Genomic DNA, 23,126 nt, shown 5'->3' on the forward strand with positions numbered 1-23,126 from the left:
TGCTTTCGGCCCTGCGCTGAAGCTTGTCTGGGATAACAATAATGAAGACTCAAGTCGCAATCATCGGTGCCGGCCCTTCCGGCCTGCTGCTCGGCCAGTTGCTGCACAAGGCCGGGATCGCCAACGTCATCGTCGAACGCCAGAGCGCCGACTACGTGCTCGGGCGAATCCGCGCCGGGGTACTGGAACAAGGCATGGTCGAATTGCTGCGCGAAGCCGGCGTCGGCGCGCGCATGGATGCCGAGGGTTTACCCCACAGCGGTTTTGAACTGGCTTTCGACGGGCGCCGCGAGCACATCGACCTCAAGGGCCTGACCGGCGGCAAAGGGGTAATGATCTACGGCCAGACCGAAGTCACCCGTGACCTGATGCAAGCGCGCCAGGCCTGCGGCGCCGTTACCGTCTATCAAGCCGACAACGTCCGGCCCCATGACCTTAAGTCCGAACGCCCTTACCTGACCTTCGAAAAAAACGGTGAGGTGCAGCGCCTGGACTGCGACTACATTGCCGGTTGCGACGGTTACCACGGCATCGCCCGGCAATCGATTCCCGCCGAGGCGCTGAAGATTTTCGAGCGGGTCTACCCGTTCGGCTGGCTCGGCGTGCTGGCCGATACCCCGCCAGTCAGCGACGAACTGGTGTACGCCCGCCACGAACGCGGCTTTGCCTTGTGCAGCATGCGCTCGCCGACCCGCACTCGCTATTACGTGCAGGTGGCGGCCGAAGAAAAGGTCGAGGACTGGTCCGATGAGCGCTTCTGGAACGAGCTCAAATCGCGCCTGCCGGCGGACCTTGCCGAACGCTTGGTGACCGGCCCGTCGATCGAGAAAAGCATCGCGCCGCTGCGCAGCTTCGTGGTCGAACCGATGCAATACGGCAAGCTGTTCCTGCTCGGCGACGCCGCGCACATCGTCCCGCCCACCGGCGCCAAGGGCCTGAACCTGGCAGCCAGCGATGTCAGCACCTTGTACAACATCCTGCGCAAGGTCTACGGCGAAGGGCGCACCGACCTGCTCGAGCGCTATTCTCAGATCTGCCTGAGGCGGATCTGGAAGGCCGAGCGCTTTTCCTGGTGGATGACCTCGATCCTGCATCGTTTTCCCGACAGCGATGCCTTCAGCCAGCGTATCCAGCAAAGCGAGCTTGAGTATTACGTCAGTTCCGAAGCCGGTCGTACCACTTTGGCGGAAAACTATGTCGGCCTGCCCTACGAACCTATCGAGGAAGACGCTTAGCAAGCTATCGAGTAGACTGGTCAGCACCTGCACCCGCAGCTCACCGGCTGCGGGCTTCACCTGCCTCAGAGCTGGCCCGTGACCCAACTGAACACTCCGCAACCGGTGCTGCGCAGCGTGCTCGTCGCGCTGATGCTGGCAATCTTTCTCGGCGCTCTCGACCAGACCATCGTCGCCGTGTCGATGCCGGCGATTTCGGCGCAATTCAACGACGTCGGCCTGCTGGCCTGGGTAATTTCCGGGTACATGGTGGCCATGACCGTGGCCGTACCGATCTACGGCAAGCTGGGCGATTTGTATGGCCGGCGGCGGATGATTCTTACCGGCACGGCGCTGTTCACACTGGCCTCGATCTTCTGCGCGTTGGCACAGAACATGGAGCAACTGGTGCTTGCGCGAGTGCTGCAGGGTATCGGCGCCGGCGGCATGGTGTCAGTCAGCCAGGCGATCATCGGCGACTTCGTGCCACCGAGAGAGCGCGGCCGTTACCAGGGCTATTTCAGCAGCATGTACGCCCTGGCCAGTGTCGCCGGGCCGGTGTTGGGCGGGGTGCTCACCGAGTACCTGTCGTGGCGCTGGGTGTTCTGGCTCAACCTGCCGCTGGGCCTGACCGCCTGGTGGGTCACCCGCCGCGCCCTGCGCAGCTTGCAGGTGCCAACGCACAAGGCGCAGGTCGACTACCTCGGCGCCGCGCTGCTGATTCTTGGCCTGGGCAGCTTGCTGCTGGGCATCACCCAGATCGGCCAGGGCCAGCCCTGGGATTCTGCCCAGGTCACCAGCCTGCTCGGCTGTGCGCTGGTCGGCCTGGTATTGTTCGTACTGCATGAGCAGCGAACCGCCGAACCCCTGCTGCCGCTGAAGCTGTTCGCCAATCGCATCGCCACCCTGTGCTGGTGCACGATTTTCTTTACCAGCTTCCAGGCCATCTCGCTGACTATGCTGATGCCACTGCGCTACCAGAGCATTACCGGTGCCGGCGCCGACAGCGCCGCGTTGCACCTGCTGCCCCTGGCCATCGGCTTGCCCATCGGCGCTTATTGCGGTGGCCGCCTGACCACCCATACCGGGCGCTACAAGCCGCAGATTCTGGGCGGCGCACTGCTGATGCCGTTTGCCATCGTCGGCATGGCCTTCAGCCCGCCGCAGGCGGCCTGGTTCAGTGGCGTGTTCATGTTGTTGACCGGGATTGCCTCGGGCCTGCAGTTCCCCACCTCGCTGGTGGCGACCCAAAGTGCGGTAGAACCGCGGGATATCGGCGTGGCCACCAGCACCACCAACCTGTTCCGCTCCCTGGGCGGAGCGATGGGCGTGGCCATCATGTCCACGCTGTTGCTGGCGATGCTGGCCCAGGGCGGCTTGAGCCTGGCCGGCGATGCCCTGCTTGGCAGCCTGCAGGCTGGCGAACCGACCGCGGCAATGCAGGCCGAGTTACTGCTGACCTTTCGCAACTTGCTACTTGGCAGTGCTGCGGTGTCGTTGCTGGGGATGACGGCGGCGCTGGCCTTGCCTGACAGACAATTGCGCGGCCGCCAGTAAGACCTTATAACTGACGTGGAAACAAATGATCACAAAGCTTCACAAAGTGTCATTTGCGCAAGGCGGGGCTCAAGCGCAGCATATCCAGCCCGGTATCGATCCACTGCTCGGCCTGGTTCAACAGGTCAAAGCTGTCGGGCAAAAGAAGCCAGCGGCGAATCAGCCCGTCTATGTAGGCATAGATGGCCAGCGCCGCGCGTTCCGGGTCCACGTCGGCGGGCAGTTGCCCGCGCTTGACTGCATTGCCCAGCGACAACGCGATGTGGGCATGACATTCGATCGTCGAGGCCTGCCGTTGCTGGCGGATCTCGCACATATCATCGGTGAACTCGCATTTGTGATGCAGAATTTCATTGATTCGCCGGGTCTTCGGATCGAGCACCATCTGGTGCATCAAACGCACCAGCAGCTTGCGCATGCAGCCGAGCGGGTCGAGCTCATCCTCGCTTTCACTGGCCCGGGCCAGGGCGTCCAGCGGCTCGTGCAGGCTGTCGAGCATGGCCTCGACCAGTTCGGCCTTGTCGTTGAAGTGCCAGTAGATAGCGCCCCGGGTAACACCCGCCTCTTTGGCGATATCGGCCAGAGTGGTACGCGCTACCCCGCGTTTGTAGAAGGCCTTTTCCGCGGCTTCGAGAATCTGGGCGCGGGTTTCCTGGGCTTCTTCTTTGGTTCGACGGACCATGGCAGTACAACCTCATCAGGCCCGGGCACGCACGCTGGGTGCCTGGGAGTCGGGCCGGGTCAGCCTCTGCAGACTGTTACCGGCTGTATTAATTTGGGGGCTCGCATCGGCTGAACACGTCGCCTGCGAGGTATTTACAAACAACCATGAATGTAAGTATATTCCTTAGCAAGCTATTTATCCACTCGACAGCATTTTTTATAGCGCACCCTTTCCATTATTCTTGAGCGTCTTCAGCTCTTGCGACCCGAGGATCTTCATGCAATTCAAGCCAGCTGTTACCGCTCTGGTTTCCGCCGTCGCCCTGGCAACACTGCTCAGCGGCTGTAAAAAGGAAGAGGCGGCGCCTGCGGCGCAAGCTCCTCAGGTCGGCGTTGTAACCCTGCAAACCCAAGCCTATACCCTGACATCCGACCTTCCGGGGCGTACCACCGCGTACCGCATCGCCGAAGTTCGCCCGCAGGTCAACGGCATCATCCTCAAGCGCCTGTTCAAAGAAGGTAGCGAGGTCAAGGAAGGCCAGCAGCTGTACCAGATCGACCCGTCGGTGTACGAGGCGACCCTGGCCAGCGCCCAGGCCAACCTGCAATCGACCCGCTCGCTGGCCGACCGTTACAAGCAACTGGTCAACGAACAGGCTGTCAGCCGTCAGGAATACGACGATGCCAGTGCCAAACGTTTGCAGGCTGAAGCCTCGCTGCGCAGCGCCCAGATCGACCTGCGCTACACCAAGGTCCTGGCGCCGCTGACTGGCCGTATCGGCCGCTCTTCGGTGACCGAAGGCGCGCTGGTCAACAACGGCCAGACCGAAGCCATGGCGGTGATCCAGCAGCTCGACCCGATCTATGTCGACGTTACCCAGTCCTCGGCCGAGCTGCTCAAGCTGCGCCGCGAACTGGAAAGCGGCCAGCTGCAAAAGGTCGGCGACAATGCCGCCAAGGTCACCCTGACCCTGGAAGACGGCAGCACCTACGGCAAGGATGGTCGCCTGGAATTCTCCGAAGTCTCGGTTGACCAGACCACCGGCTCCGTGACCCTGCGTGCGGTATTCCCCAACCCCGAGCACAACCTGCTGCCGGGCATGTTCGTACATGCGCGCCTGGCTGCCGGGGTCAACAGCGCCGCCATCCTCGCACCGCAGCAAGGCGTGACCCGCGACCTCAAGGGCCAGCCGACCGCGTTGATCGTCAACAAGGACAACAAGGTCGAGCTGCGTCAGCTCAAGGCCAGCCGTACCGTCGGTAGCGACTGGCTGATCGAGGAAGGCCTGAACCCGGGCGACCGCCTGATCACCGAAGGCCTGCAGTTCGTCAAACCGGGCGTCGAGGTCAAGGTCAGCGAAGCCACCAACGTCAAGCCTGCCCAGCCAACCCAGGCCAATGCAACGACTGCAGGGGCCAAAGGGGAGTAAACCATGTCGAGATTCTTTATCGATCGCCCGATTTTTGCCTGGGTGATCGCCTTGGTGATCATGCTGGTCGGCGCCTTGTCGATCCTCAAGTTGCCGATCAACCAGTACCCGAGCATCGCCCCGCCGGCCATCGCCATCGCCGTGACCTACCCGGGCGCTTCGGCGCAGACCGTGCAGGACACCGTGGTACAGGTGATCGAGCAGCAGCTCAACGGTATCGACAACCTGCGTTATGTGTCGTCGGAAAGTAACTCCGACGGCAGCATGACCATTACCGCGACCTTCGAGCAGGGTACCAACCCCGACACCGCGCAGGTTCAGGTGCAGAACAAGCTCAACCTGGCCACCCCGCTGCTGCCGCAAGAAGTGCAGCAGCAGGGTATCCGCGTGACCAAGGCGGTGAAGAACTTCCTGCTGGTGATCGGCCTGGTGTCCGAAGACGGCAGCATGTCCAAGGACGACCTGGCCAACTACATCGTCTCCAACATGCAGGACCCGATCTCGCGTACTGCCGGTGTCGGTGACTTCCAGGTGTTCGGTGCCCAGTACGCCATGCGCATCTGGCTCGACCCGGCCAAGCTGAACAAGTATCAGCTGACCCCGGTCGACGTGCGTACCGCCGTGGCCGCGCAGAACGTCCAGGTGTCCTCCGGCCAGCTCGGCGGCCTGCCTGCCCTGCCCGGTACCCAGCTCAACGCCACGATCATCGGCAAGACCCGCCTGCAGACTGCCGAACAGTTCGAGAAGATCCTGCTCAAGGTCAACCGGGACGGCTCCCAGGTGCGCCTGGGCGATGTCGCCAAGGTCGGCCTGGGTGGTGAGAACTACGCGATCAGCGCCCAGTTCAACGGCAAGCCGGCCTCTGGCCTTGCGGTGAAACTGGCCACCGGCGCCAACGCCCTGGATACCGCCAAGGCCCTGCGCCAGACCATTACCGACCTGGAACCGTTCTTCCCGGAAGGCATGAAGGCGGTGTTCCCGTATGACACCACGCCGGTGGTGACCGAATCGATCAGCGGGGTAATCCACACCCTGATCGAAGCGATCGTGCTGGTGTTCCTGGTGATGTACCTGTTCCTGCAGAACTTCCGCGCCACCATCATCACCACCATGACCGTACCGGTGGTATTGCTGGGTACGTTCGGGATCCTTGCGGCGTTTGATTTCAGCATCAACACCCTGACCATGTTCGGCATGGTGCTGGCCATTGGCTTGCTGGTGGACGATGCCATCGTCGTGGTGGAGAACGTCGAGCGGGTAATGTCCGAAGAGGGGCTATCACCCAAGGAAGCGACCAAGAAGTCCATGGGCCAGATCCAGGGCGCCCTGGTCGGTATCGCCCTGGTGCTGTCGGCGGTACTGCTGCCCATGGCCTTCTTCGGCGGCTCCACCGGTGTGATCTACAAGCAGTTCTCGATCACCATCGTCTCGGCCATGGCCCTGTCGGTACTGGTGGCGCTGATCTTCACCCCGGCGCTGTGCGCAACCATGCTCAAGCCGGTTGCCAAGGGCGAGCACCACGTTGCCAAGCGCGGCTTCTTCGGCTGGTTCAACCGCAACTTCGACCGCAGCGTGCGTAGCTACGAGCGCGGCGTCGGCAACATGCTGCGGCACAAGGCCCCGTACCTGCTGGCCTACCTGCTGATCGTGGTTGGCATGATCTGGCTGTTCACCCGCATTCCGACGGCGTTCCTGCCCGAAGAAGACCAGGGTGTACTCTTTGCCCAGGTGCAGACCCCGGCCGGTTCCAGCGCCGAGCGCACCCAGGTGGTGATCGACGAGATGCGCAGCTACCTGCTCGACAAGGAAGCCGATACCGTTGCCTCGGTGTTCACCGTCAACGGCTTCAACTTCGCCGGTCGCGGCCAGAGCTCGGGCATGGCCTTCATCATGCTCAAACCATGGGGCGAGCGTTCGGCCGAGAACAACGTGTTCAACCTGGCCAACCGTGCCCAGCAGCACTTCTTCAGCTTCCGCGATGCGATGGTGTTCGCCTTTGCCCCGCCTGCGGTACTGGAGCTGGGTAACGCCACCGGTTTCGACGTGTTCCTGCAGGACCGGGCCGGTGTCGGTCACGAAAAACTGATGGCAGCGCGCAACCAGTTCCTCGGCATGGCCGCGCAGAGCAAGATCCTCTCGGCAGTGCGTCCGAACGGCCTGAACGATGAACCGCAGTACCAGTTGACCGTCGATGACGAGCGCGCCAGTGCCTTGGGCGTGACTATTGCCGACATCAACAACACCCTGTCGATTGCCCTGGGTGCCAGCTACGTCAACGACTTCATCGACCGCGGTCGAGTCAAGAAGGTCTACATCCAGGGTGAAGCCGGTGCGCGGATGAGCCCGGAAGACCTGCAGAAGTGGTACGTGCGCAACGCCGCCGGCGAGATGGTGCCGTTCTCCTCCTTCGCCAAGGGCGAGTGGATCTACGGTGCACCGAAGCTGTCGCGTTACAACGGTGTAGAAGCCATGGAAATCCTCGGTGCGCCAGCTCCTGGCTACAGTACCGGTGAAGCTATGCTCGAGGTCGAACGCCTTGCCGCGCAACTGCCGGCGGGTATCGGTTACTCGTGGACGGGCCTGTCGTACGAGGAGCGGCTGTCCGGCTCCCAGGCGCCAGCGCTGTACGCCCTGTCGCTGCTGATGGTGTTCCTGTGTCTTGCAGCGCTGTATGAAAGCTGGTCGATCCCGATCGCGGTCATGCTCGTGGTACCGCTGGGGATCATCGGTGCACTGCTGGCCACCAGCCTGCGCGGGCTGTCCAACGACGTGTACTTCCAGGTGGGTCTGTTGACCACCATCGGCCTGGCGGCGAAGAACGCGATCCTGATCGTAGAATTCGCCAAGGAACTGCACGAGCAGGGCCGCAGCCTGATCGATGCGGCCATCGAAGCCTGCCGGATGCGTCTGCGGCCGATCATCATGACCTCGCTGGCGTTCATCCTCGGCGTGGTACCGTTGGCCATCTCCTCGGGCGCAGGCTCGGGTAGCCAGCACGCCATCGGTACCGGGGTGATCGGCGGCATGCTGACCGCCACCGTACTGGCCATCTTCTGGGTGCCATTGTTCTTCGTAAGCGTGTCGTCGCTGTTCGGTAGCAAGAAGCCCGAAGAGGACGCCACCCCTGAAACTCCACGCTATGAGGCCGGGCAATGAGTAAGTCCCTGTTGTCCCTGGCAGTAACCGCTTTCATTCTTGGCGGCTGCTCGCTGATCCCTGACTACCAGACCCCGGAATCGCCGGTGGCCGCGCAGTGGCCGCAAGGCCCTGCCTACTCGCCGACCGAGTCGGCCGAGGTGGCCGCCGCCGAACAGGGCTGGCGTCAGTTCTTCCATGACCCGGCGCTGCAGCAGTTGATCCAGACCGCGCTGGTCAACAACCGCGACCTCAAGGTCGCGGCGCTGAACATCGATGCCTACCGTGCGCAATACCGCATCCAGCGTGCCGACCTGTTCCCGGCGGTCTCGGCCAATGGCAGCGGCAGCCGCCAGCGGATGCCGGCGAACATGTCGCAAACCGGCGAATCGGGCATCACCAGCCAGTACTCGGCGACCCTCGGGGTCAGCGCCTACGAACTCGACCTGTTCGGCCGGGTGCGCAGCCTGACCGAGCAACAGCTGGAGATCTACCTGTCCAGCGAAGAAGCCCGGCGCTCAACGCAAATCAGCCTGGTGGCCAGTGTGGCCAACGCCTACTTCACCTGGCAGGCCGACCAGGCGCTGCTCAAGCTGACCGAAGACACCCTCAAGACCTACGAGGAAAGCTATCAGCTGACTTCGCGCAGTAATGAAGTGGGTGTGGCTTCGGCCCTGGACCTGAGCCAGGCACGCACCTCGGTTGAAGGCGCGCGGGTCAAGCTGGCGCAGTTCCAGCGCCAGGTTGCCCAGGACCTCAACAGCCTGACCGTGCTGCTCGGCACCGGCGTGCCGGCCAACCTGCCGACCGCGCAGAAGCTCGACAGCGACCTGCTGGCAGAAGTGCCGGCGGGCCTGCCGTCCGACCTGCTGCAACGCCGGCCGGACATCCAGGAAGCCGAACACCTGCTCAAGGCCGCCAATGCCAACATTGGCGCCGCCCGCGCAGCGTTCTTCCCGAGCATCAGCCTGACCGCCAATGCCGGGACCCTGAGTCCGGACATGGGCGGCCTGTTCAAGGGTGGTTCGGGTACCTGGCTGTTCCAGCCGCAGATCAACCTGCCGATCTTCAACGCCGGCGCCCTGCGTGCCAGCCTCGATTACTCGAAGATCCAGAAGGACATCAACGTCGCGAAATACGAGAAAACCATCCAGACCGCCTTCCAGGAAGTCTCCGATGGCCTCGCCGCGCGCCAGACCTTCAACCAGCAGTTGCAGGCCCAGCGTGACCTGGTTGCTGCCAACCAGGACTACTACCGCCTGGCCGAGCGTCGCTACCGCATCGGTATCGACAGCAACCTGACCTTCCTCGACGCCCAGCGTCAGCTGTTCAACACCCAGCAGTCGTTGATCAGCGATCGCCTGTCGCAGCTGGTCAGCGAGGTCAACCTGTACAAGGCCCTCGGTGGCGGCTGGTACGAGCAGACCGGTCAGGCGCAGCAGCAGGCAGCGGTCCAGACGCCGAAAGGCTGAGTCACTGTGCTGTAGAAGAGCCCACCCTTGGCGGTGGGCTTTTTTTGGTTCTTCACGTTATCTTGGGGAATATGATTCTTGGGTTGGGTTGGGATGTTGAGGCTTCTAGCTTATCCATTCACTGTGGCGCCGCTGCTGGCCCCTTCCGCCCTTACGGCGGCCTACTTTTCTCTTGGGAAAAGGTAGGCAAAACCGCTCGCTCCAGCATACGGCCCTACGCTGCGCTCCGGGTTCCTTCGCTACGGTGCCTTCCAGGGGCATCGCGGCCTACGACTTGCTTCGCCAAGTCTACGTCTCGCGTCTTCGGCCTGGGCCGAAGGGTGCTGCGCACCAGCCCCCTCCAGACACCTACGCTCAGCCTCCTGAAGTCGCGAAGTTACGGGCGGCGCCTGCACTGGCGTATCTGCGAAAGCAGATGTTGGCGAAGCCATGCTGACGCAGTTCAGACAAGCCCGCTGGTAAAACGAGTACCAACTTGTTTGGTCTTGATCTTGATCTTGATCTTGATCTTGATGTTCATGCACGCACTTCCAGGCGCCGCGAAAAGCGACTTCAGGAGGCCGAGTGGAGGTGCCTGTAGGGGCGGTGCGCAGCACCTTCGGCGGCAGCCGAAGACGCGAGATGTAGACTTGCGAAGCAAGTCGTAGGCCGCGATGCCCCGGAAGGTGCCGTAGCGAGGGGACCCGAAGCGCAGCGTAGGGCCGTATGCAGGAGCAAGCGGTTTTGCCTACCTTTTCCCAAGAGAAAAGTAGGCCGCCGTAAAGGCGGAAGGGGCCAGCAGCAGCGCCACAGCGAATGGATAAGCTCGCGCCCCCCAACCCAGGATTCAGTGAAGAGCCTTTTTTTGCCCGTGATAATGAATTAACCAACCAGTTACCGTTCGATTATCGCCCAATTCCGCCCGTAACGAATTGATTCATCCCCGCCCACCGCCGCACCATCGCTTCGCAGCTTTTCCAAAGCGTATCCCCAAAGATCGTAGCCCGGCCTGTGACCTCCAAGCGTCGCAGCGGATGGCTTCGGCTTACATAAAAACAAGAGACAACAGACGATGACCACACCCGCACCTGCACGACACCTGCTTCCCGGCTTGTTGGCCATGACTTGCGCCCTGCCCGCCCTCGCGGCCGAAGGCGGCTTTGTCGAGGACGCCAAGGCCAGCCTCAACCTGCGCAACTTCTACATCAACCGCAACTTCGTCGACCCGGCCAACCCTCAGGGCAAGGCCGAGGAATGGACCCAGAGCTTCATCCTCGACGCCCGCTCCGGCTTTACCCAGGGCCTGGTCGGTTTTGGTGTGGATGTATTGGGCCTGTACTCGGTCAAGCTCGATGGCGGCAAGGGCACGGCGGGCACCCACCTGCTGCCGGTGCACGATGATGGCCGCCCGGCCGACGACTTCGGCCGCCTGGGGGTGGCGCTGAAGGCGAAGATCTCCAACACTGAACTCAAGGTTGGCGAATGGATGCCGGTGCTGCCGATCCTGCGTTCCGACGACGGCCGCTCGCTGCCGCAGACCTTCCGTGGCGGCCAGCTCACCTCGCAGGAAATCGCTGGCCTGACCCTGTATGCCGGGCAGTTTCGCGGCAACAGCCCGCGTAATGATGCGAGCATGGAAGACATGTCGATGAATGGCCGCACGGCCTTCACCTCCGACCGCTTCAACTTTGCCGGTGGCGAATACAGCTTCAACGACAAGCGCACGATGATCGGTTTGTGGAACGCCGAGCTCAAGGACATCTACAACCAGCAGTACCTCAATCTGGTGCACAGCCAGCCGCTGGGCGACTGGACCCTGGGCGCCAACCTCGGCTACTTCATCGGCAAGGAAGACGGCGCCGAACGCGCAGGCAAACTGGACAACCGCACCGCCTCGGCAATGCTCTCGGCCAGGTACGGCGCCAGTACCTTCTATGTCGGCCTGCAGAAAGTCAGTGGCGACGACGCCTGGATGCGGGTCAACGGCACCAGTGGCGGCACCCTGGCCAACGACAGCTACAACTCAAGCTTCGACAACGCCCAGGAACGTTCCTGGCAGTTGCGCCATGACTACAACTTCGCCGCCCTCGGCGTGCCCGGGCTGACCCTGATGAACCGCTACATCAGCGGTGACAACGTGCACACCGGCGCCATCAGCGACGGCAAGGAATGGGCGCGGGAATCGGAGCTGGCTTATGTAATCCAGTCCGGGACCTTGAAGAGCCTGTCGGTGAAATGGCGCAACTCGACCATGCGCCGGGACTACAGCACCAACGCCTTTGACGAGAACCGGCTGATCATCAGTTATCCGATCAGTATTCTCTGAACTTGGGGCTGCTTCGCAGCCCATCGCCGGCAAGGCCGGCTCCCACAATGTCCGCTGTGCACAACACCTGGACTGTAGGAGCGGGCTTGCCCCGCGATTGCTTCAAGCCCCGCGTGTGGTGCGGCTCTGCTGCCCGGCCACCCCCACTGGCACATCGCCCTGCAAGGTCACCCGGCGCACCACCCGGCCCTGGGTGCCATAATCGTCCACCGCGTAATGCTGGGTCGCGCGGTTGTCCCAGATTGCTACGTCACCGGCCTGCCAGCGCCAGCGCACGGTGTTTTCCAGGCGCGTGACATGGCTTTGCAGCAGGTTGAACAGGTGCGCCGAGTCACTCTGCGAGTAGCCCTTGATGCGTTTGACGAAGTGCCCCAGCAGCAGGGTTTTCTCGCCACTGACCGGGTGCACGCGCACCACTGGATGCTCGGTTTCGTACACCGTCGAGGTGAAGATCTTGCGGTAGTTTTCCAACTGCTCAAGGCTGACGTTGGGCTTGGCGGCGGCGTAGTCATACTCATTGCTGTGCACAGCCCAGAGCTGGTCAGCCAGGGCCTGCAGCTCGGCGGAAAGGTCCTGGTAGGCCGTGGCGGTGTTGGCCCACACAGTATCGCCGCCGGATTCGGGCGCCACCACCGAGCGCAAAATCGACGCCTTGGGGTAGGCATCGACGAAAGTCACGTCGGTGTGCCAGGAATTGGCCCGGCGCCCTTCGCCGCCATCGAGTTCTAGCAGGTAGCGGGTGCCTTCGCGCACCGGCACGGTCGGGTGGGCGATCGGCTCGCCGAGCAGGTGGGCAAAGGCCTCCTGGCCCTGGTCGTCGAGGTGGGTCTGGGCGCGGAAGAACACCACCTTGTACTGCACCAGCGCAGCCTGGATGGCTTCGATCACGGCCGGCTCAAGGTCGGCGCTCAACTGGATCCCGCGAATCTCGGCACCGATGCGCCCGGCCACCGGGTGAATCTCCAGGGCATGGGTGACAGGTGCTACGGCGCGTGCGGCATTGCTCATGGTTTGACCCTCATCTGGCTAGGTTGCGCTAAGTGCCGATGAAAGCTCTGCTCTATTGATATGCAAATATGCTCTAACAAATAAACAGATGCTTCATTGACGGAATAAGAGCTTGCATTTAAAACCTGAGCCTGCGCGGCGGCAAATACCTTCGCCGTATTTTTGGAATGCCGGGAAAGCATATGGATCTTCGCCAACTGCGTTACTTCATCGCCCTCACCGAACACCGCAGTTTTGTCCGCGCCGCCGACGCCATGGGCATCACCCAACCGGCCTTCAGCCGCAGTATCCAGGGCCTGGAACAGGAGTTCGGTTGCGTGCTGATCGATCGTGGCAACAAGGACCTGCGCCCCACGCCCGAAGGCCAGGTGGTGCTGCAGCACGCCCTGCGCCTGGTGCAAGGCGCGGCGCAGCTCAACAGCGAAGTGCAGCAGATGACCAAGCTCGATGCCGGCGAGCTGCGCTTTGGCTGCGGCCCGGCGCCAGCAGTGCACCTGGTGCCGCAGGCGGTGGCGCGCTTTCTCGGCGCCCACCCCAAGGTGCGCACCTGCTTCGACGTGGATAACTGGGAAAAGCTCAGCCGCGCGCTGAGCCGGGAAGAAATCGAATTCTTCGTCGCCGATATCCGCCACTTCGAGGCCGACCCGAACTTCCAGACCCAACCGCTGAGCCCGCGCCGCGGCCTGTTCTTCTGCCGCCCCGGGCACCCGCTGCTGGCCAAGGACAGCCTGTCGACCAACGACATGTTCGACTACCCGCTGGCCACCACCCTGATCCCGCCGGGGGTGCGCAAGCTGCTGGCCAACCTCAGCGGCAAGACCGACTTCGCCCCCCAAGTGCAGACCGAACACCTGCCAACCCTGGTGAAGATCGTGCTGGGCACCGATGCCATTGGCATCGGTACCGAAGAAGCCTTTGCCGAGGACATCGACCACGGCCGCCTGGTGCGCCTGCACTGGCGCAACCTGCCGGCCAACCTTGATAGCCTCAACGCCCGCTGCGGCATCGTCAGCCGCAGCGGTTACCGCCTCTCGCCCGCCGCCCGGGCAATGATCGAAACCCTGGTCAGCCTCGATCGGCAGCCAGAGGTGCAGGTGCTGGCCGGATAGCCTGGGGCGCCAGCCACTGCTCGACCTTGAACGGTTTACGGATCAGCCGCTGCTCGGCGGCCAGGTCCACCGACGCCTGCAATTTGTTCAGGAAGTCGGCATCCAGGGTCGAGGGGAAGATCTTGCTCAGTTGTTCGTTCTGCAGGTCTTGCTGGAGGATCGCCGGCGGGTAGCTGGCCAGTCCCGAGACCAGCTGGATATAGGCATCTTTGTTGTCGTCCTGGGTTAGCCAGTGCACGGCCTGTTCCTGAGCAGCCAGCAGTTTTTCCACCAGCTCGGGATGCTCGTCGACAAAGCGCCCGGAGCCCACCAGCACCGCCTGGACATTGCCGGCGCCGCCCAGGTCGCGGGTGTTCAGCGGCAGCTCGGCCAGGCCGCGTTGTTTCAGGGCGCTGATGCCGGTGGAGCCCCAGGTGGCGTCGATCTGCCTGGCGGCCAGGGCGGCAATCGCCGCGTTGAAATCCAGGTTGATGACTTTCAGGTCCTTCTCGCTCAGGCCCTGGCTGGCCAGGGCGGCGTCGAACGACAGCTGGGTGGCGGTGCCGCGGAACACCGCCACGCGCTTGCCCTTGAGGTCTTGCAGGGTCTTGATGTTGCTGCCCGGCGCCACCCCCAGGTAGTGCTTGATGCCGCGCCCGGTGGCGGCCAGCAGACGGGTGTCGAGGCCGTTGGCCTTGCCGATGATCGCCGCCAGGTCGCCCAGGTAGGCGAAGTCGACCTGGCCGTTGGCGAAGGCCTCGTTGATCACCGGGCCGGCACCCTTGAAGTAGTTCCACTGGATGCTGATGCCATCGGCGGCGAAGGCTTTTTCCAACAGCTGCTGGTCGCGTAGCACATCGGTCACACCGCCGCCGGAATGCTGGGTGCCGGCGCTCAGGTCGGGCACGGCGATGCGGATTTCCCTGACCTCGCCAGCCTGGGCCAGCGGTGGCAGCCAGCCGACCACCGCAGCCAGGGCGGGAACGGCAAACAGGTTGAACACACGGTTGATCGACAGGTTCATGGCACGCGACTCCTTGTAATGGTGCAGCCACGCTACCGACAACCCAGACTAGTAAATAAATACTAATAAATTACATTTTAATAATTTAAAGGCATAAAAGCCGTGCCACGGGCTTTGCAGCGCCTCATGCATCAGACACAAGAAAAATATGCTTCGAATGCATTGGCTGCGCGTTGTGCCAGCAGCTTTAAATGCAGATTCTTATCACCTAAATGAATTGAAATCTAATTAGTAATTCAATTTAAGAATAAGCAAATAGCCAATGTGCGGAGGTTTTCCATGGCCCGAGCTTCACTTTCCAGCCTGCCACTGGCAAGCCCCTCAGGCCGGACGCGACTGTTCGGCGGCCTGCCCCTGCGCCGTCTGCAAGCCTGGTATCTGCCGCTGTCATTGGCCGCCCTGTGGTGGCTGGCCAGTCGCAACCAGTGGATGAGCGAACAGATACTGCCAGCGCCGAGCCTGGTCTGGCAGAGCGGCCTGGAACTGGCCCAGGGCGAGCTGTGGACGCACCTGGCAATCAGCCTGCAACGCCTGGCTCTGGGTCTGCTGGCGGGTGTCGCCAGCGGCGCGCTGCTCGGTGCCTGGCTGGGTTTTAGCCGCCGCGCCGAACGCCTGGTGCTGCCGACCTTCAATGCCCTGGCGCAAATCCCTACCCTGGCCTGGGTGCCGCTGTTCATGGTGCTGTTCGGTATCGGCGAGGTACTCAAGCTGGTAGTGCTGGTCAAGGCGATCATCGTCCCGGTGACCCTGCACACCCTGGTGGGCGTGCGCGATGCCCAGCCACGGCTGCGCGAGGCGGCGACGGTGTTGCGCCTGCCGCCGCGGCTGTTGATCAGCCAACTGATTTTTCCGGCGGCCCTACCGGCCTTTCTCGCCGGTGTGCGCCTGGCCCTGGCGACCGGCTGGACGTCGTTGCTGGCCGTGGAATTGCTGGCCTCCAGCGAAGGCATCGGCTACCTGATGGTCTGGGCCCGGCAACTGTTCATGCTCGATATCGTCTTCGTCTGCATCCTGGTCATCGGCCTGCTGGGTTTTGTCATGGACCGTGGCTTGGGTTGGCTCGACCGGCGGCTGGTGCACTGGCCGCATCCGCCCAACGCCGAGCTGCGGGTGTCGCGCTTGCAAGGTGGCCAGCGCCTACAGGCGTTGCTGCTGCCGTTGGCGCTGCTGGTGCTGTGGCAACTGGCCAATCAGCTGGACTGGGTCGACACGCAGATTCTGGTCGCCCCGCTGCAGGTCGTGTACACCACCTGGGAGGGCCTGCTCGACGGCTCGCTCAGCGGCGCCCTGGCCATCAGTGTCGGCCGGGCTCTGGGCGGCTTGCTGCTCGGCGGTGGCCTGGGTTTTGTCCTGGGCTTGTGGCTGGGGCTGTCGACGCCCGTCGAACGCCTGCTCGGTCCCAGCCTGGCCGGCTTGCGGCAGATTGCGATCTTTGCCTGGGTGCCGCTGCTGACCGCCTGGTTCGGCCTCGGTGAACTGGCCAAGTGGGTGTTCGTCGGCCTGGCGGCGTTCTTCCCGTTGTTCATCGCCACCCAGCGGGCGGTGGCCAACCGTTCGCCACAGCTGGAGGAAGCCGCCCGCGTGCTGCACCTCAATCTGCCCCAGCGCCTGCGCCGGCTGGTGCTGCCGGGCGCGGCGCCGGGGATTTTCGCCGGCCTGCGCATCGGCCTGATCTACGCCTGGCTGGGCACCATCGGCGCCGAATACTTCATGCCTTCGGGCGGCGGTATCGGCAGCTTGATGATCGGCGCCCAGCAGTTGCTGCGCATGGACATCATCATGGCCGGGATGCTCCTGGTCGGCCTCACCGGCGCCCTGCTGGGCGGCCTCGGACAACACCTCGAATTGCGCGCCACGCGCTGGAGACGAGCATGAACGCGATCGCCCCTGCCCTGGTCAGTTTCAATCAGGTCGGCAAACACTTCGCCGTTTCTGGCGGCGAGCTGGAAGCCATCCGCGACTTCAACCTGCAGATCGCCGACGGTGAATTCGTCGCTATCGTCGGCGCCAGCGGTTGCGGCAAATCCACCCTGCTGCGCCTGCTGATCGGCCTGGACAACGACTACCAGGGGCAGATCCTGATCGATGGCAAGCCGCTCGATGGCATCGGCAGCGAACGCGGCATCGTCTTTCAGGAACACCGGCTGTTCCCCTGGCTGACCGTGGCGCAGAACATCGCCCTGGGCCTGGTCAACGAGCCCTTGAACAACGAGCAGCGCCAGCAACGCATCGACCAGTACATCGCCCTGGTGGGCCTTGAGGACTTCAGCCAGGCCTACCCGCACCAGCTTTCCGGCGGCATGGCCCAGCGCGTGGCGATTGCCCGCGGCCTGGTGGCCAGCCCGCGCATCCTGCTGCTCGACGAACCCTTCGGCGCCCTCGACGCGCTGACCCGCCAGCAGATGCAGGACGAGCTGCTGGCGATTCGCGAGCGGGCGCACATCACCACCCTGCTGGTGACCCACGATGTCGAGGAAGCGCTGTTTCTCGCCGATCGCGTGGTGGTGCTGGAGCCGCGACCGGGGCGGATCAAGCGCATCGTCGAGATCGACCTGGCGCACCCGCGACAACGGGCAAGCCTGGCCTTCCATCGCCTGCGCGAAGACCTGCTGCACGAGCTGACCGCCGATGCGCGCTACCTGCCGCCGGCGCTGGAACAGATCCGCGACTTGCCTTTGACCTACCTTGCCTACTGAGAACCGACCATGAGCCAACGCCCCAACTTTCTGGTCATCGTTGCCGACGACCTGGGTTTCTCCGATATCGGCGCCTTCGGCGGCGAAATCGCCACGCCGAACCTCGACACGCTGGCCACTGCCGGCCTGCGCCTGACCGACTTTCATACCGCGCCAACCTGCTCGCCAACCCGCTCGATGCTGCTCACCGGCACCGATCACCATATCGCCGGCATCGGCACCATGGCCGAGGCGCTGACCCCGGAGCTGATTGGCAAGCCAGGCTACGAAGGCTACCTCAACGACCGTGTGGTGGCCTTGCCGGAGCTGCTTCGCGATGCCGGTTACCAGCCCCTGATGAGCGGCAAATGGCACCTGGGCCTGACCGCCGAGCTGGCGCCCCAGGCCCGCGGCTTCGAGCGCTCCTTCGCCCTGCTGCCGGGCGCGGCCAACCACTATGGTTTTGAACCCACTTACGACGAACACACTCCGGGCCTGCTCAAGTCAACGCCAGCGCTGTACATCGAAGACCAGACCTTCATCGACGAACTGCCCAAGGACTTCTATTCCTCCGACGCCTTCGGCGACAAGCTGCTGCAATACCTGAAGGAGCGCGACCAGAGCCGGCCGTTCTTCGCCTACCTGCCGTTTTCGGCGCCACACTGGCCGTTGCAGGCGCCTGCCGAAGTGGTAGCGCGCTACAAGGGCCGCTACGACGCAGGCCCCGAAGTATTGCGCCAGGAGCGCCTGGAAAAACTGCGCGCGCTCGGTCTGATCGCCGCCGATACCCAGGCCCACCCGGTCGACAACCACTGGCACAGCCTCAGCGATGAGCAGCGCCAGCGTTCGGCGCGGGCCATGGAGGTGTACGCAGCGATGGTCGAGCGTATGGACTGGAACATCGGCCGGGTGCTCGACTACCTGCGCAACCAGGGCCTGCTCGACAACACTCTGGTGCTGTTCATGTCCGACAACGGCGCCGAAGGCGCGCTGCTCGAAGCCTTCCCCAAGTTCGGCCCGCAACTGGCCAGTTACCTCGACCAGCATTATGACAACAGTCTGGACAACATTGGCCGGGCCAACTCCTACGTCTGGTATGGCCCGCACTGGGCCCAGGCGGCCACCGCACCGTCGCGGCTATACAAGGCCTTCACCAGCGAAGGCGGGATTCGCGTACCGGCGCTGTTGCATTACCCGGCATTGGCGCGCCAGGGCCAGATCAGCCATCAGTTCAGCACGGTGATGGACATCACCCCGACCCTGCTCGATCTTGCCGGCGTGCGTCACCCCGGCAAGCGCTGGCGCGGCCGCGACGTGGCGCCCCTGCGGGGCAAATCCTGGCTGGGTTATCTGTCGGGCGAGACCGAGCAAGTGCACGACGAAAACACCGTCACCGGCTGGGAGCTGTTCGGCCGCCGGGCGATTCGTCAGGGCCACTGGAAAGCCGTGTACATCCCCGGACCGGTTGGCCCGGCCACCTGGCAGCTGTACGACCTGGCCAGCGACCCGGGTGAAATCAACGACCTGGCCGCAGTCCAACCGGCGAAGCTGCAGGCGCTGCTGGGCGAATGGCAGAAGTATGTCGAGGAGACCGGGGTGATCCTCAGTCAGTCGCCGTTCCAGCCGGACTAGCCAGCGCCTGCAGGCGTGCGGGGTCGAGGATCTCGATCTCGCCATAGCCCAGGCGCAAGGCGCCTTCCTGCTGCAGCGACTTGAGGATCTGGTTGGTGGTCTGGCGCGACAGCGAGAGCATCAGCGCCAGTTGCTCCTGGGACAGTTGCAGCACGCGCCGGCTGCCAAGCAACTCGCCATAGCCGGCGGCGATCTGCAACAGCCTGTGGGCCACCCTCGGTGCGGCGGCCAGCAGGCTCTGCTGCTCCAGCGCAACAAACACTACGCGCAATTTATGACTCATCAGCACGGCCACATCGCGCCAGTGCCGGGGCTGTTGTTCGAGCAACTTCAACAGCGGCGCCTGGGGGATCCACAACAGCCGGGTCGGCCCTTCAGCCTGGGCGTCGTGGGTACGTGGCTGGCCGTCGAACAGGCTGATTTCGCCGAACCAGTGCGGCGCTTCGATCAGGGTCAGCAGCGCCTCCTTGCCATCGGTGGCCACCGCCCCCACGCGCATCGCCCCGTCGAGCACCGCATACAACCCACACGGCGCATCGCCGCGCTGGAACAGGTATTGCCCGGCCGCCAGCTCACGCTGCCGGGCCAGCGCCAGCAGGCTATTCTGAAAGCTGGGAGGCAATGCCTGGAACCAGTGACCTTGCAGCAAGGTTTCGCGCATAGCGCCTCGAAGCTGAACTCTGTCGGCTAGCCGACAGACAGGTGGATATCTGTAGGACATGCTCACGTCACCTACAGGAGGAACAACAATGAAAAACCTGGTCGAACACCTGAGTCAATACGCCGCCTACCACCGCGACCCGCGCAACATCGTTACCCACTTTATCGGCATTCCGCTGATCGTGCTGGCGGTGACGGTTCTGTTGTCACGTCCGGGCGTTGGGCTGGCTGGCGTCTGGGTCTCGCCGGCACTGCTGGTGGCGCTGGTTACCGGCTGGTTCTACCTGCGCCTGGACCAACGCCTGGGCCTGCTGATGGCGTTGTTGCTGGGCTTGTGCCTGTGGGCCGGGCAGGCGCTGGCGCTGCAAAGCACCCTGGTCTGGCTGAGTGCCGGGCTGGCGCTGTTCGTGATCGGCTGGGTGATCCAGTTTGTCGGCCACCACTATGAAGGGCGCAAGCCGGCGTTTGTCGATGATCTGATGGGCTTGATCATCGGGCCGTTGTTTGTGGTGGTGGAGTTGGGCTTTTTGCTGGGCATGCGCCTGGAGCTGAAAAAAGCCATTGAAGACACTGTCGGGCCGGTGGCGGTTCGGCAGAAGAAGGCGGCGGTCTGAGCGGGGCTGCTTTGCAGCCCATCGCTGGCAAGCCAGCTCCCACAGGTATGGCTGGCTTGTCAGCGATGAGGCCCTGAGGGTCAGCCCCTGGACTCAACCCCCAACTCATCCCACACCGACTCGGCCAGGTGGAAAGTGGCGTTGGCCGCCGGGATCCCACAATAGATCGCGCTCTGCATCAGCACTTCCTTGATCTCTTCACGGGTCACGCCATTGTTGGCCGCGGCGCGCAGGTGCAGTTTCAGCTCCTCGTTGCGGTTCATGCCGATCAGCATGGCAATGGTAATCAGGCTGCGGGTGTGCCGCGGCAGGCCCGGGCGGGTCCAGATGTCACCCCAGGCGTGGCGGGTGATCATTTCCTGGAACTCGCTGTTGAACTCGGTCAGGTTGCTCAGGCTGCGGTCGACATGAGCATCGCCGAGCACCGCGCGGCGCACCTGCATGCCGGCGTCATAACGTTGTTTCTCGTCCATGGTCAGCCCTCTCGGCCCAGCAGAAAATCAATCACCCGGCGGCTGAACGGCGCACCGACTTCGACGTTGGACAGGTGCGCCGCGTGGAATTCGGCGTACTGGGCGCCCGCCACATTCTCCTGGATGAAGCGCCCACCCGCCGGCGGCGTCACCGCGTCGTGGCTGCCGGAGATCACCAGCAGCGGCACCTTGATCTGGCCCAGTTGCTCACGAAAATCAGCATCGCGCACCGCCCCGCAGTTAGCCGCATAACCCTCAGGCGAGGTAGCGGCGAGCATGTCGGTAATCCGCTTGGCCTGTTCCGGGTTGCCCGCGGCATAGGCCGTGGTGAACCAGCGCTCGATCGAGGCATCGCGCAGGCCGACCATTGCCGCCTGTTGATCGCGCAGGACCATCTCGATACGCGGGTTCCAGGTGTCCGGCGCGCCGATCTTGGCCGCGGTGTTGCACACAACCAGGCGCTTGAGCCGGTGACCGGCATTGATCCCCAGCCACTGGCCGATCAGCCCGCCCATGGACAGGCCGCAGAAATGCGCCTGTTCGATGTGCAAGGCATCGAGCAGGGCCAGCACATCCTGGCCCAGTTGCTCGATGCTATACGGCCCTGCGGTCACCAGCGAGCCGCCATGGCCGCGGGTGTCGTAGCGCAATACGCGAAAATGCGCGGTCAGGGCCGGGACCTGGGTGTCCCACATGTGCAGATCGGTCCCCAGGGAGTTGGACAGCACCAGCACCGGCAGGTGTTCCGGGCCTTCGAGTTGATAATTGAGTACGCCATCGGCGAGTTGTACCTGTGCCACTGCAGCCTCCTTCAGGCATTGACGCGGTGATGTTCAGCCAGCGCCCGCTCGACCCAGGCACGGGCCTGGCCGAGATAGTGAGCTGGGTCGAGCAGGCGATCGAGCGCGTCTGGCGAAAGTTCGGCACTGACCTGCGGATCGTCGCCCAATACGTCGCGCAGGTGGCGATGCTCGGCCACTGCCCGCTTGCAGCAAGTCTCCAGCAGATGGTGGGCATGGTCACGGCCAAGGCGCTGGGCCAGGACGATACTCACCGCTTCCGCCAGCACCAGGCCCTGGGTCAGGTCGAGGTTGCGGCGCATGCGCTCGGCGTCCACTTCCAGGCCATCGGCGATGATCTGTGCCTGGCGCAGCGCCCCGGAAACCAGGCAGCAGATCTCCGGCAGGGTTTCCCACTCGGCATGCCACAGGCCCAGGCTGCGCTCGTGCTCCTGAGGCATGGCGGCATACAGCGTGGCCAGCAGGCCCGGCACACGGGTAGCGGCGCCAATCAGCACCGCAGCGCCGACCGGGTTGCGCTTGTGCGGCATGGTTGAGGAACCGCCCTTGCCCGGCGCCGAGGGTTCGAACACCTCGGCCGCTTCGGTCTGCATCAGCAGGCTGACGTCACGGCCGAGCTTGCCAAGGCTGCCGGCAATCATGCCAAGCACCGAAGCAAACTCCACCAGGCGGTCGCGCTGGGTGTGCCAGGGTTGTTCAGGCAGTATGAGTTTAAGCTCTGCGGCCAAGGCCTCAGCCACCGGCAATGCCTTGTCGCCCAACGCCGCCAGAGTCCCGGAGGCGCCGCCAAACTGCAGGGTCAGCAGCCGCGGCTTGAGCTCTTGCAGGCGCTGGCGGTGGCGATTCAAGGCGCCGAGCCAGCCGGCGATCTTCATGCCCAGGGTGACTGGCGTGGCATGTTGCAGCCAGGTGCGACCGGCCAAGGGCGTCTCTGCGTAGGTCTGGGCCTGGCGGGCCAGGGCATCCGTCAGCCGCGCCAGATCCGTTTCGATCAATGCCAGCGCCGCCCGCAGTTGCAACACCAGGCCGGTGTCCATGGCATCCTGGCTGGTGGCGCCCAGGTGCACATAACGCTCGGCCTCCGGTACGCCACTGGCAATCACCTTGCCCAGCGCCTTGACCAGCGGGATCGCCGAGTTGCCGGCCACGGCAATCGCCTCGGCCAGCGCGGCAAAGTCATAGCGCTCGGCATGGCAGGCGGTTTCGATCGCTGCCACCGCCACCTGGGGGATCACCCCGGTGGCCGCTTCGACACGGGCCAGGGCTGCTTCGAAATCAAGCATGCCCTGTACCCGGCCACGGTCGGAGAAGATCTCGCGCATCCCCTGCGCGGTGAAATAGGCATCGAACAGCTGATTGCCCGGACGCGGGTTCAT

18 protein-coding genes are annotated in these 23,126 nt (G+C 63.6%); 11 read left to right on the top strand and 7 right to left on the bottom strand.

Going from position 1 to position 23,126, the window contains the following annotated elements:
* The first annotated feature begins 41 nt into the window (after positions 1–41).
* Both pobA and ABIE20_RS04820 read left to right on the top strand, forming a co-directional pair.
* Positions 42–1,235 (top strand): 4-hydroxybenzoate 3-monooxygenase, encoded by a 1,194-nt coding sequence (pobA, locus tag ABIE20_RS04815; RefSeq protein ID WP_429503248.1) that lies wholly within the window; start codon positions 42–44, stop codon positions 1,233–1,235.
* A gap of 132 nt (positions 1,236–1,367) precedes the next feature.
* Positions 1,368–2,771, top strand: coding sequence for an MDR family MFS transporter (locus ABIE20_RS04820; RefSeq protein WP_429503682.1), 1,404 nt, complete (start codon positions 1,368–1,370; stop codon positions 2,769–2,771).
* Positions 2,772–2,820: 49 nt separating this feature from the next.
* Here the strand turns inward: ABIE20_RS04820 and ABIE20_RS04825 are convergent, their stop codons facing one another.
* On the bottom strand, positions 2,821–3,453 hold the full coding sequence (locus ABIE20_RS04825; protein ID WP_123564700.1) for a TetR family transcriptional regulator: 633 nt from the start codon (positions 3,451–3,453) through the stop codon (positions 2,821–2,823).
* Positions 3,454–3,712: 259 nt separating this feature from the next.
* Between ABIE20_RS04825 and ABIE20_RS04830 the strand changes: the two genes are divergently transcribed.
* The 4 genes from ABIE20_RS04830 to ABIE20_RS04845 all read left to right on the top strand — a co-directional run bounded on the left by ABIE20_RS04830 (position 3,713) and on the right by ABIE20_RS04845 (position 11,776).
* On the top strand, positions 3,713–4,864 hold the full coding sequence (locus tag ABIE20_RS04830; protein ID WP_429503250.1) for an efflux RND transporter periplasmic adaptor subunit: 1,152 nt from the start codon (positions 3,713–3,715) through the stop codon (positions 4,862–4,864).
* A gap of 3 nt (positions 4,865–4,867) precedes the next feature.
* On the top strand, positions 4,868–8,020 hold the full coding sequence (locus ABIE20_RS04835; protein WP_429503252.1) for an efflux RND transporter permease subunit: 3,153 nt from the start codon (positions 4,868–4,870) through the stop codon (positions 8,018–8,020).
* Entirely contained in the window at positions 8,017–9,471 is a 1,455-nt protein-coding gene (locus ABIE20_RS04840; protein WP_429503254.1) for an AdeC/AdeK/OprM family multidrug efflux complex outer membrane factor, read from the top strand. The genes ABIE20_RS04835 and ABIE20_RS04840 overlap by 4 nt, the downstream gene beginning before the upstream one ends.
* A 1,051-nt stretch (positions 9,472–10,522) precedes the next feature.
* Positions 10,523–11,776, top strand: a complete 1,254-nt coding sequence (locus ABIE20_RS04845; RefSeq protein WP_429503256.1) for an OprD family porin — start codon at positions 10,523–10,525, stop codon at positions 11,774–11,776.
* Between the two features lie 102 nt (positions 11,777–11,878).
* Here ABIE20_RS04845 and ABIE20_RS04850 read toward each other — a convergent pair whose 3' ends face one another.
* Positions 11,879–12,784 (bottom strand): TauD/TfdA dioxygenase family protein, encoded by a 906-nt coding sequence (locus tag ABIE20_RS04850; protein ID WP_429503258.1) that lies wholly within the window; start codon positions 12,782–12,784, stop codon positions 11,879–11,881.
* 182 nt (positions 12,785–12,966) lie between these two features.
* Between ABIE20_RS04850 and ABIE20_RS04855 the strand changes: the two genes are divergently transcribed.
* Positions 12,967–13,893, top strand: coding sequence for a LysR family transcriptional regulator (locus tag ABIE20_RS04855; RefSeq protein WP_429503260.1), 927 nt, complete (start codon positions 12,967–12,969; stop codon positions 13,891–13,893).
* Here ABIE20_RS04855 and ABIE20_RS04860 read toward each other — a convergent pair.
* Complete coding sequence (locus ABIE20_RS04860; protein ID WP_429503262.1) at positions 13,850–14,896, bottom strand: ABC transporter substrate-binding protein; 1,047 nt, start codon at positions 14,894–14,896, stop codon at positions 13,850–13,852. The two genes, ABIE20_RS04855 and ABIE20_RS04860, sit on opposite strands and share 44 nt — an antisense overlap.
* A 279-nt stretch (positions 14,897–15,175) precedes the next feature.
* Here ABIE20_RS04860 and ABIE20_RS04865 point away from each other — a divergent pair, with 279 nt between their 5' ends.
* The 3 genes from ABIE20_RS04865 to ABIE20_RS04875 are packed head-to-tail and all read left to right on the top strand — an operon-like array spanning position 15,176 to position 19,203.
* On the top strand, positions 15,176–16,771 hold the full coding sequence (locus tag ABIE20_RS04865) for an ABC transporter permease (RefSeq protein WP_429503264.1): 1,596 nt from the start codon (positions 15,176–15,178) through the stop codon (positions 16,769–16,771).
* The gene (locus tag ABIE20_RS04870) at positions 16,768–17,592 is read left to right on the top strand and encodes an ABC transporter ATP-binding protein (RefSeq protein ID WP_429503266.1); all 825 of its coding nucleotides are present in this window, start codon (positions 16,768–16,770) and stop codon (positions 17,590–17,592) included. Before ABIE20_RS04865 ends, ABIE20_RS04870 begins: the two co-directional genes overlap by 4 nt.
* A gap of 9 nt (positions 17,593–17,601) precedes the next feature.
* The gene (locus ABIE20_RS04875) at positions 17,602–19,203 is read left to right on the top strand and encodes an arylsulfatase (RefSeq protein WP_429503268.1); all 1,602 of its coding nucleotides are present in this window, start codon (positions 17,602–17,604) and stop codon (positions 19,201–19,203) included.
* Here the strand turns inward: ABIE20_RS04875 and ABIE20_RS04880 are convergent.
* Entirely contained in the window at positions 19,175–19,864 is a 690-nt protein-coding gene (locus tag ABIE20_RS04880; protein WP_429503270.1) for a Crp/Fnr family transcriptional regulator, read from the bottom strand. The two genes, ABIE20_RS04875 and ABIE20_RS04880, sit on opposite strands and share 29 nt — an antisense overlap.
* 88 nt (positions 19,865–19,952) lie before the next feature.
* Here ABIE20_RS04880 and ABIE20_RS04885 point away from each other — a divergent pair, with 88 nt between their 5' ends.
* Complete coding sequence (locus tag ABIE20_RS04885) at positions 19,953–20,477, top strand: DUF962 domain-containing protein (protein WP_429503272.1); 525 nt, start codon at positions 19,953–19,955, stop codon at positions 20,475–20,477.
* A gap of 80 nt (positions 20,478–20,557) precedes the next feature.
* On the opposite strand, the gene pcaC is transcribed toward ABIE20_RS04885, so the two are convergent.
* From pcaC to ABIE20_RS04900, 3 genes are read right to left on the bottom strand one after another with little or no spacing between them, the layout of a single operon-like run.
* Positions 20,558–20,950 carry a 4-carboxymuconolactone decarboxylase gene (pcaC, locus tag ABIE20_RS04890; RefSeq protein WP_429503274.1) on the bottom strand — a complete coding sequence of 131 codons (393 nt, stop codon included), beginning with the start codon at positions 20,948–20,950 and terminating at the stop codon, positions 20,558–20,560.
* A 2-nt stretch (positions 20,951–20,952) separates the two neighbouring features.
* The gene (gene pcaD, locus ABIE20_RS04895) at positions 20,953–21,750 is read right to left on the bottom strand and encodes a 3-oxoadipate enol-lactonase (protein ID WP_429503276.1); all 798 of its coding nucleotides are present in this window, start codon (positions 21,748–21,750) and stop codon (positions 20,953–20,955) included.
* Positions 21,751–21,761: 11 nt separating this feature from the next.
* A complete protein-coding gene (locus tag ABIE20_RS04900; RefSeq protein WP_429503278.1) occupies positions 21,762–23,126 on the bottom strand; it encodes a 3-carboxy-cis,cis-muconate cycloisomerase in 1,365 nt (454 codons plus the stop codon).

This window comes from Pseudomonas sp. 2835 (assembly GCF_050435905.1).
Lineage (GTDB): Bacteria > Pseudomonadota > Gammaproteobacteria > Pseudomonadales > Pseudomonadaceae > Aquipseudomonas.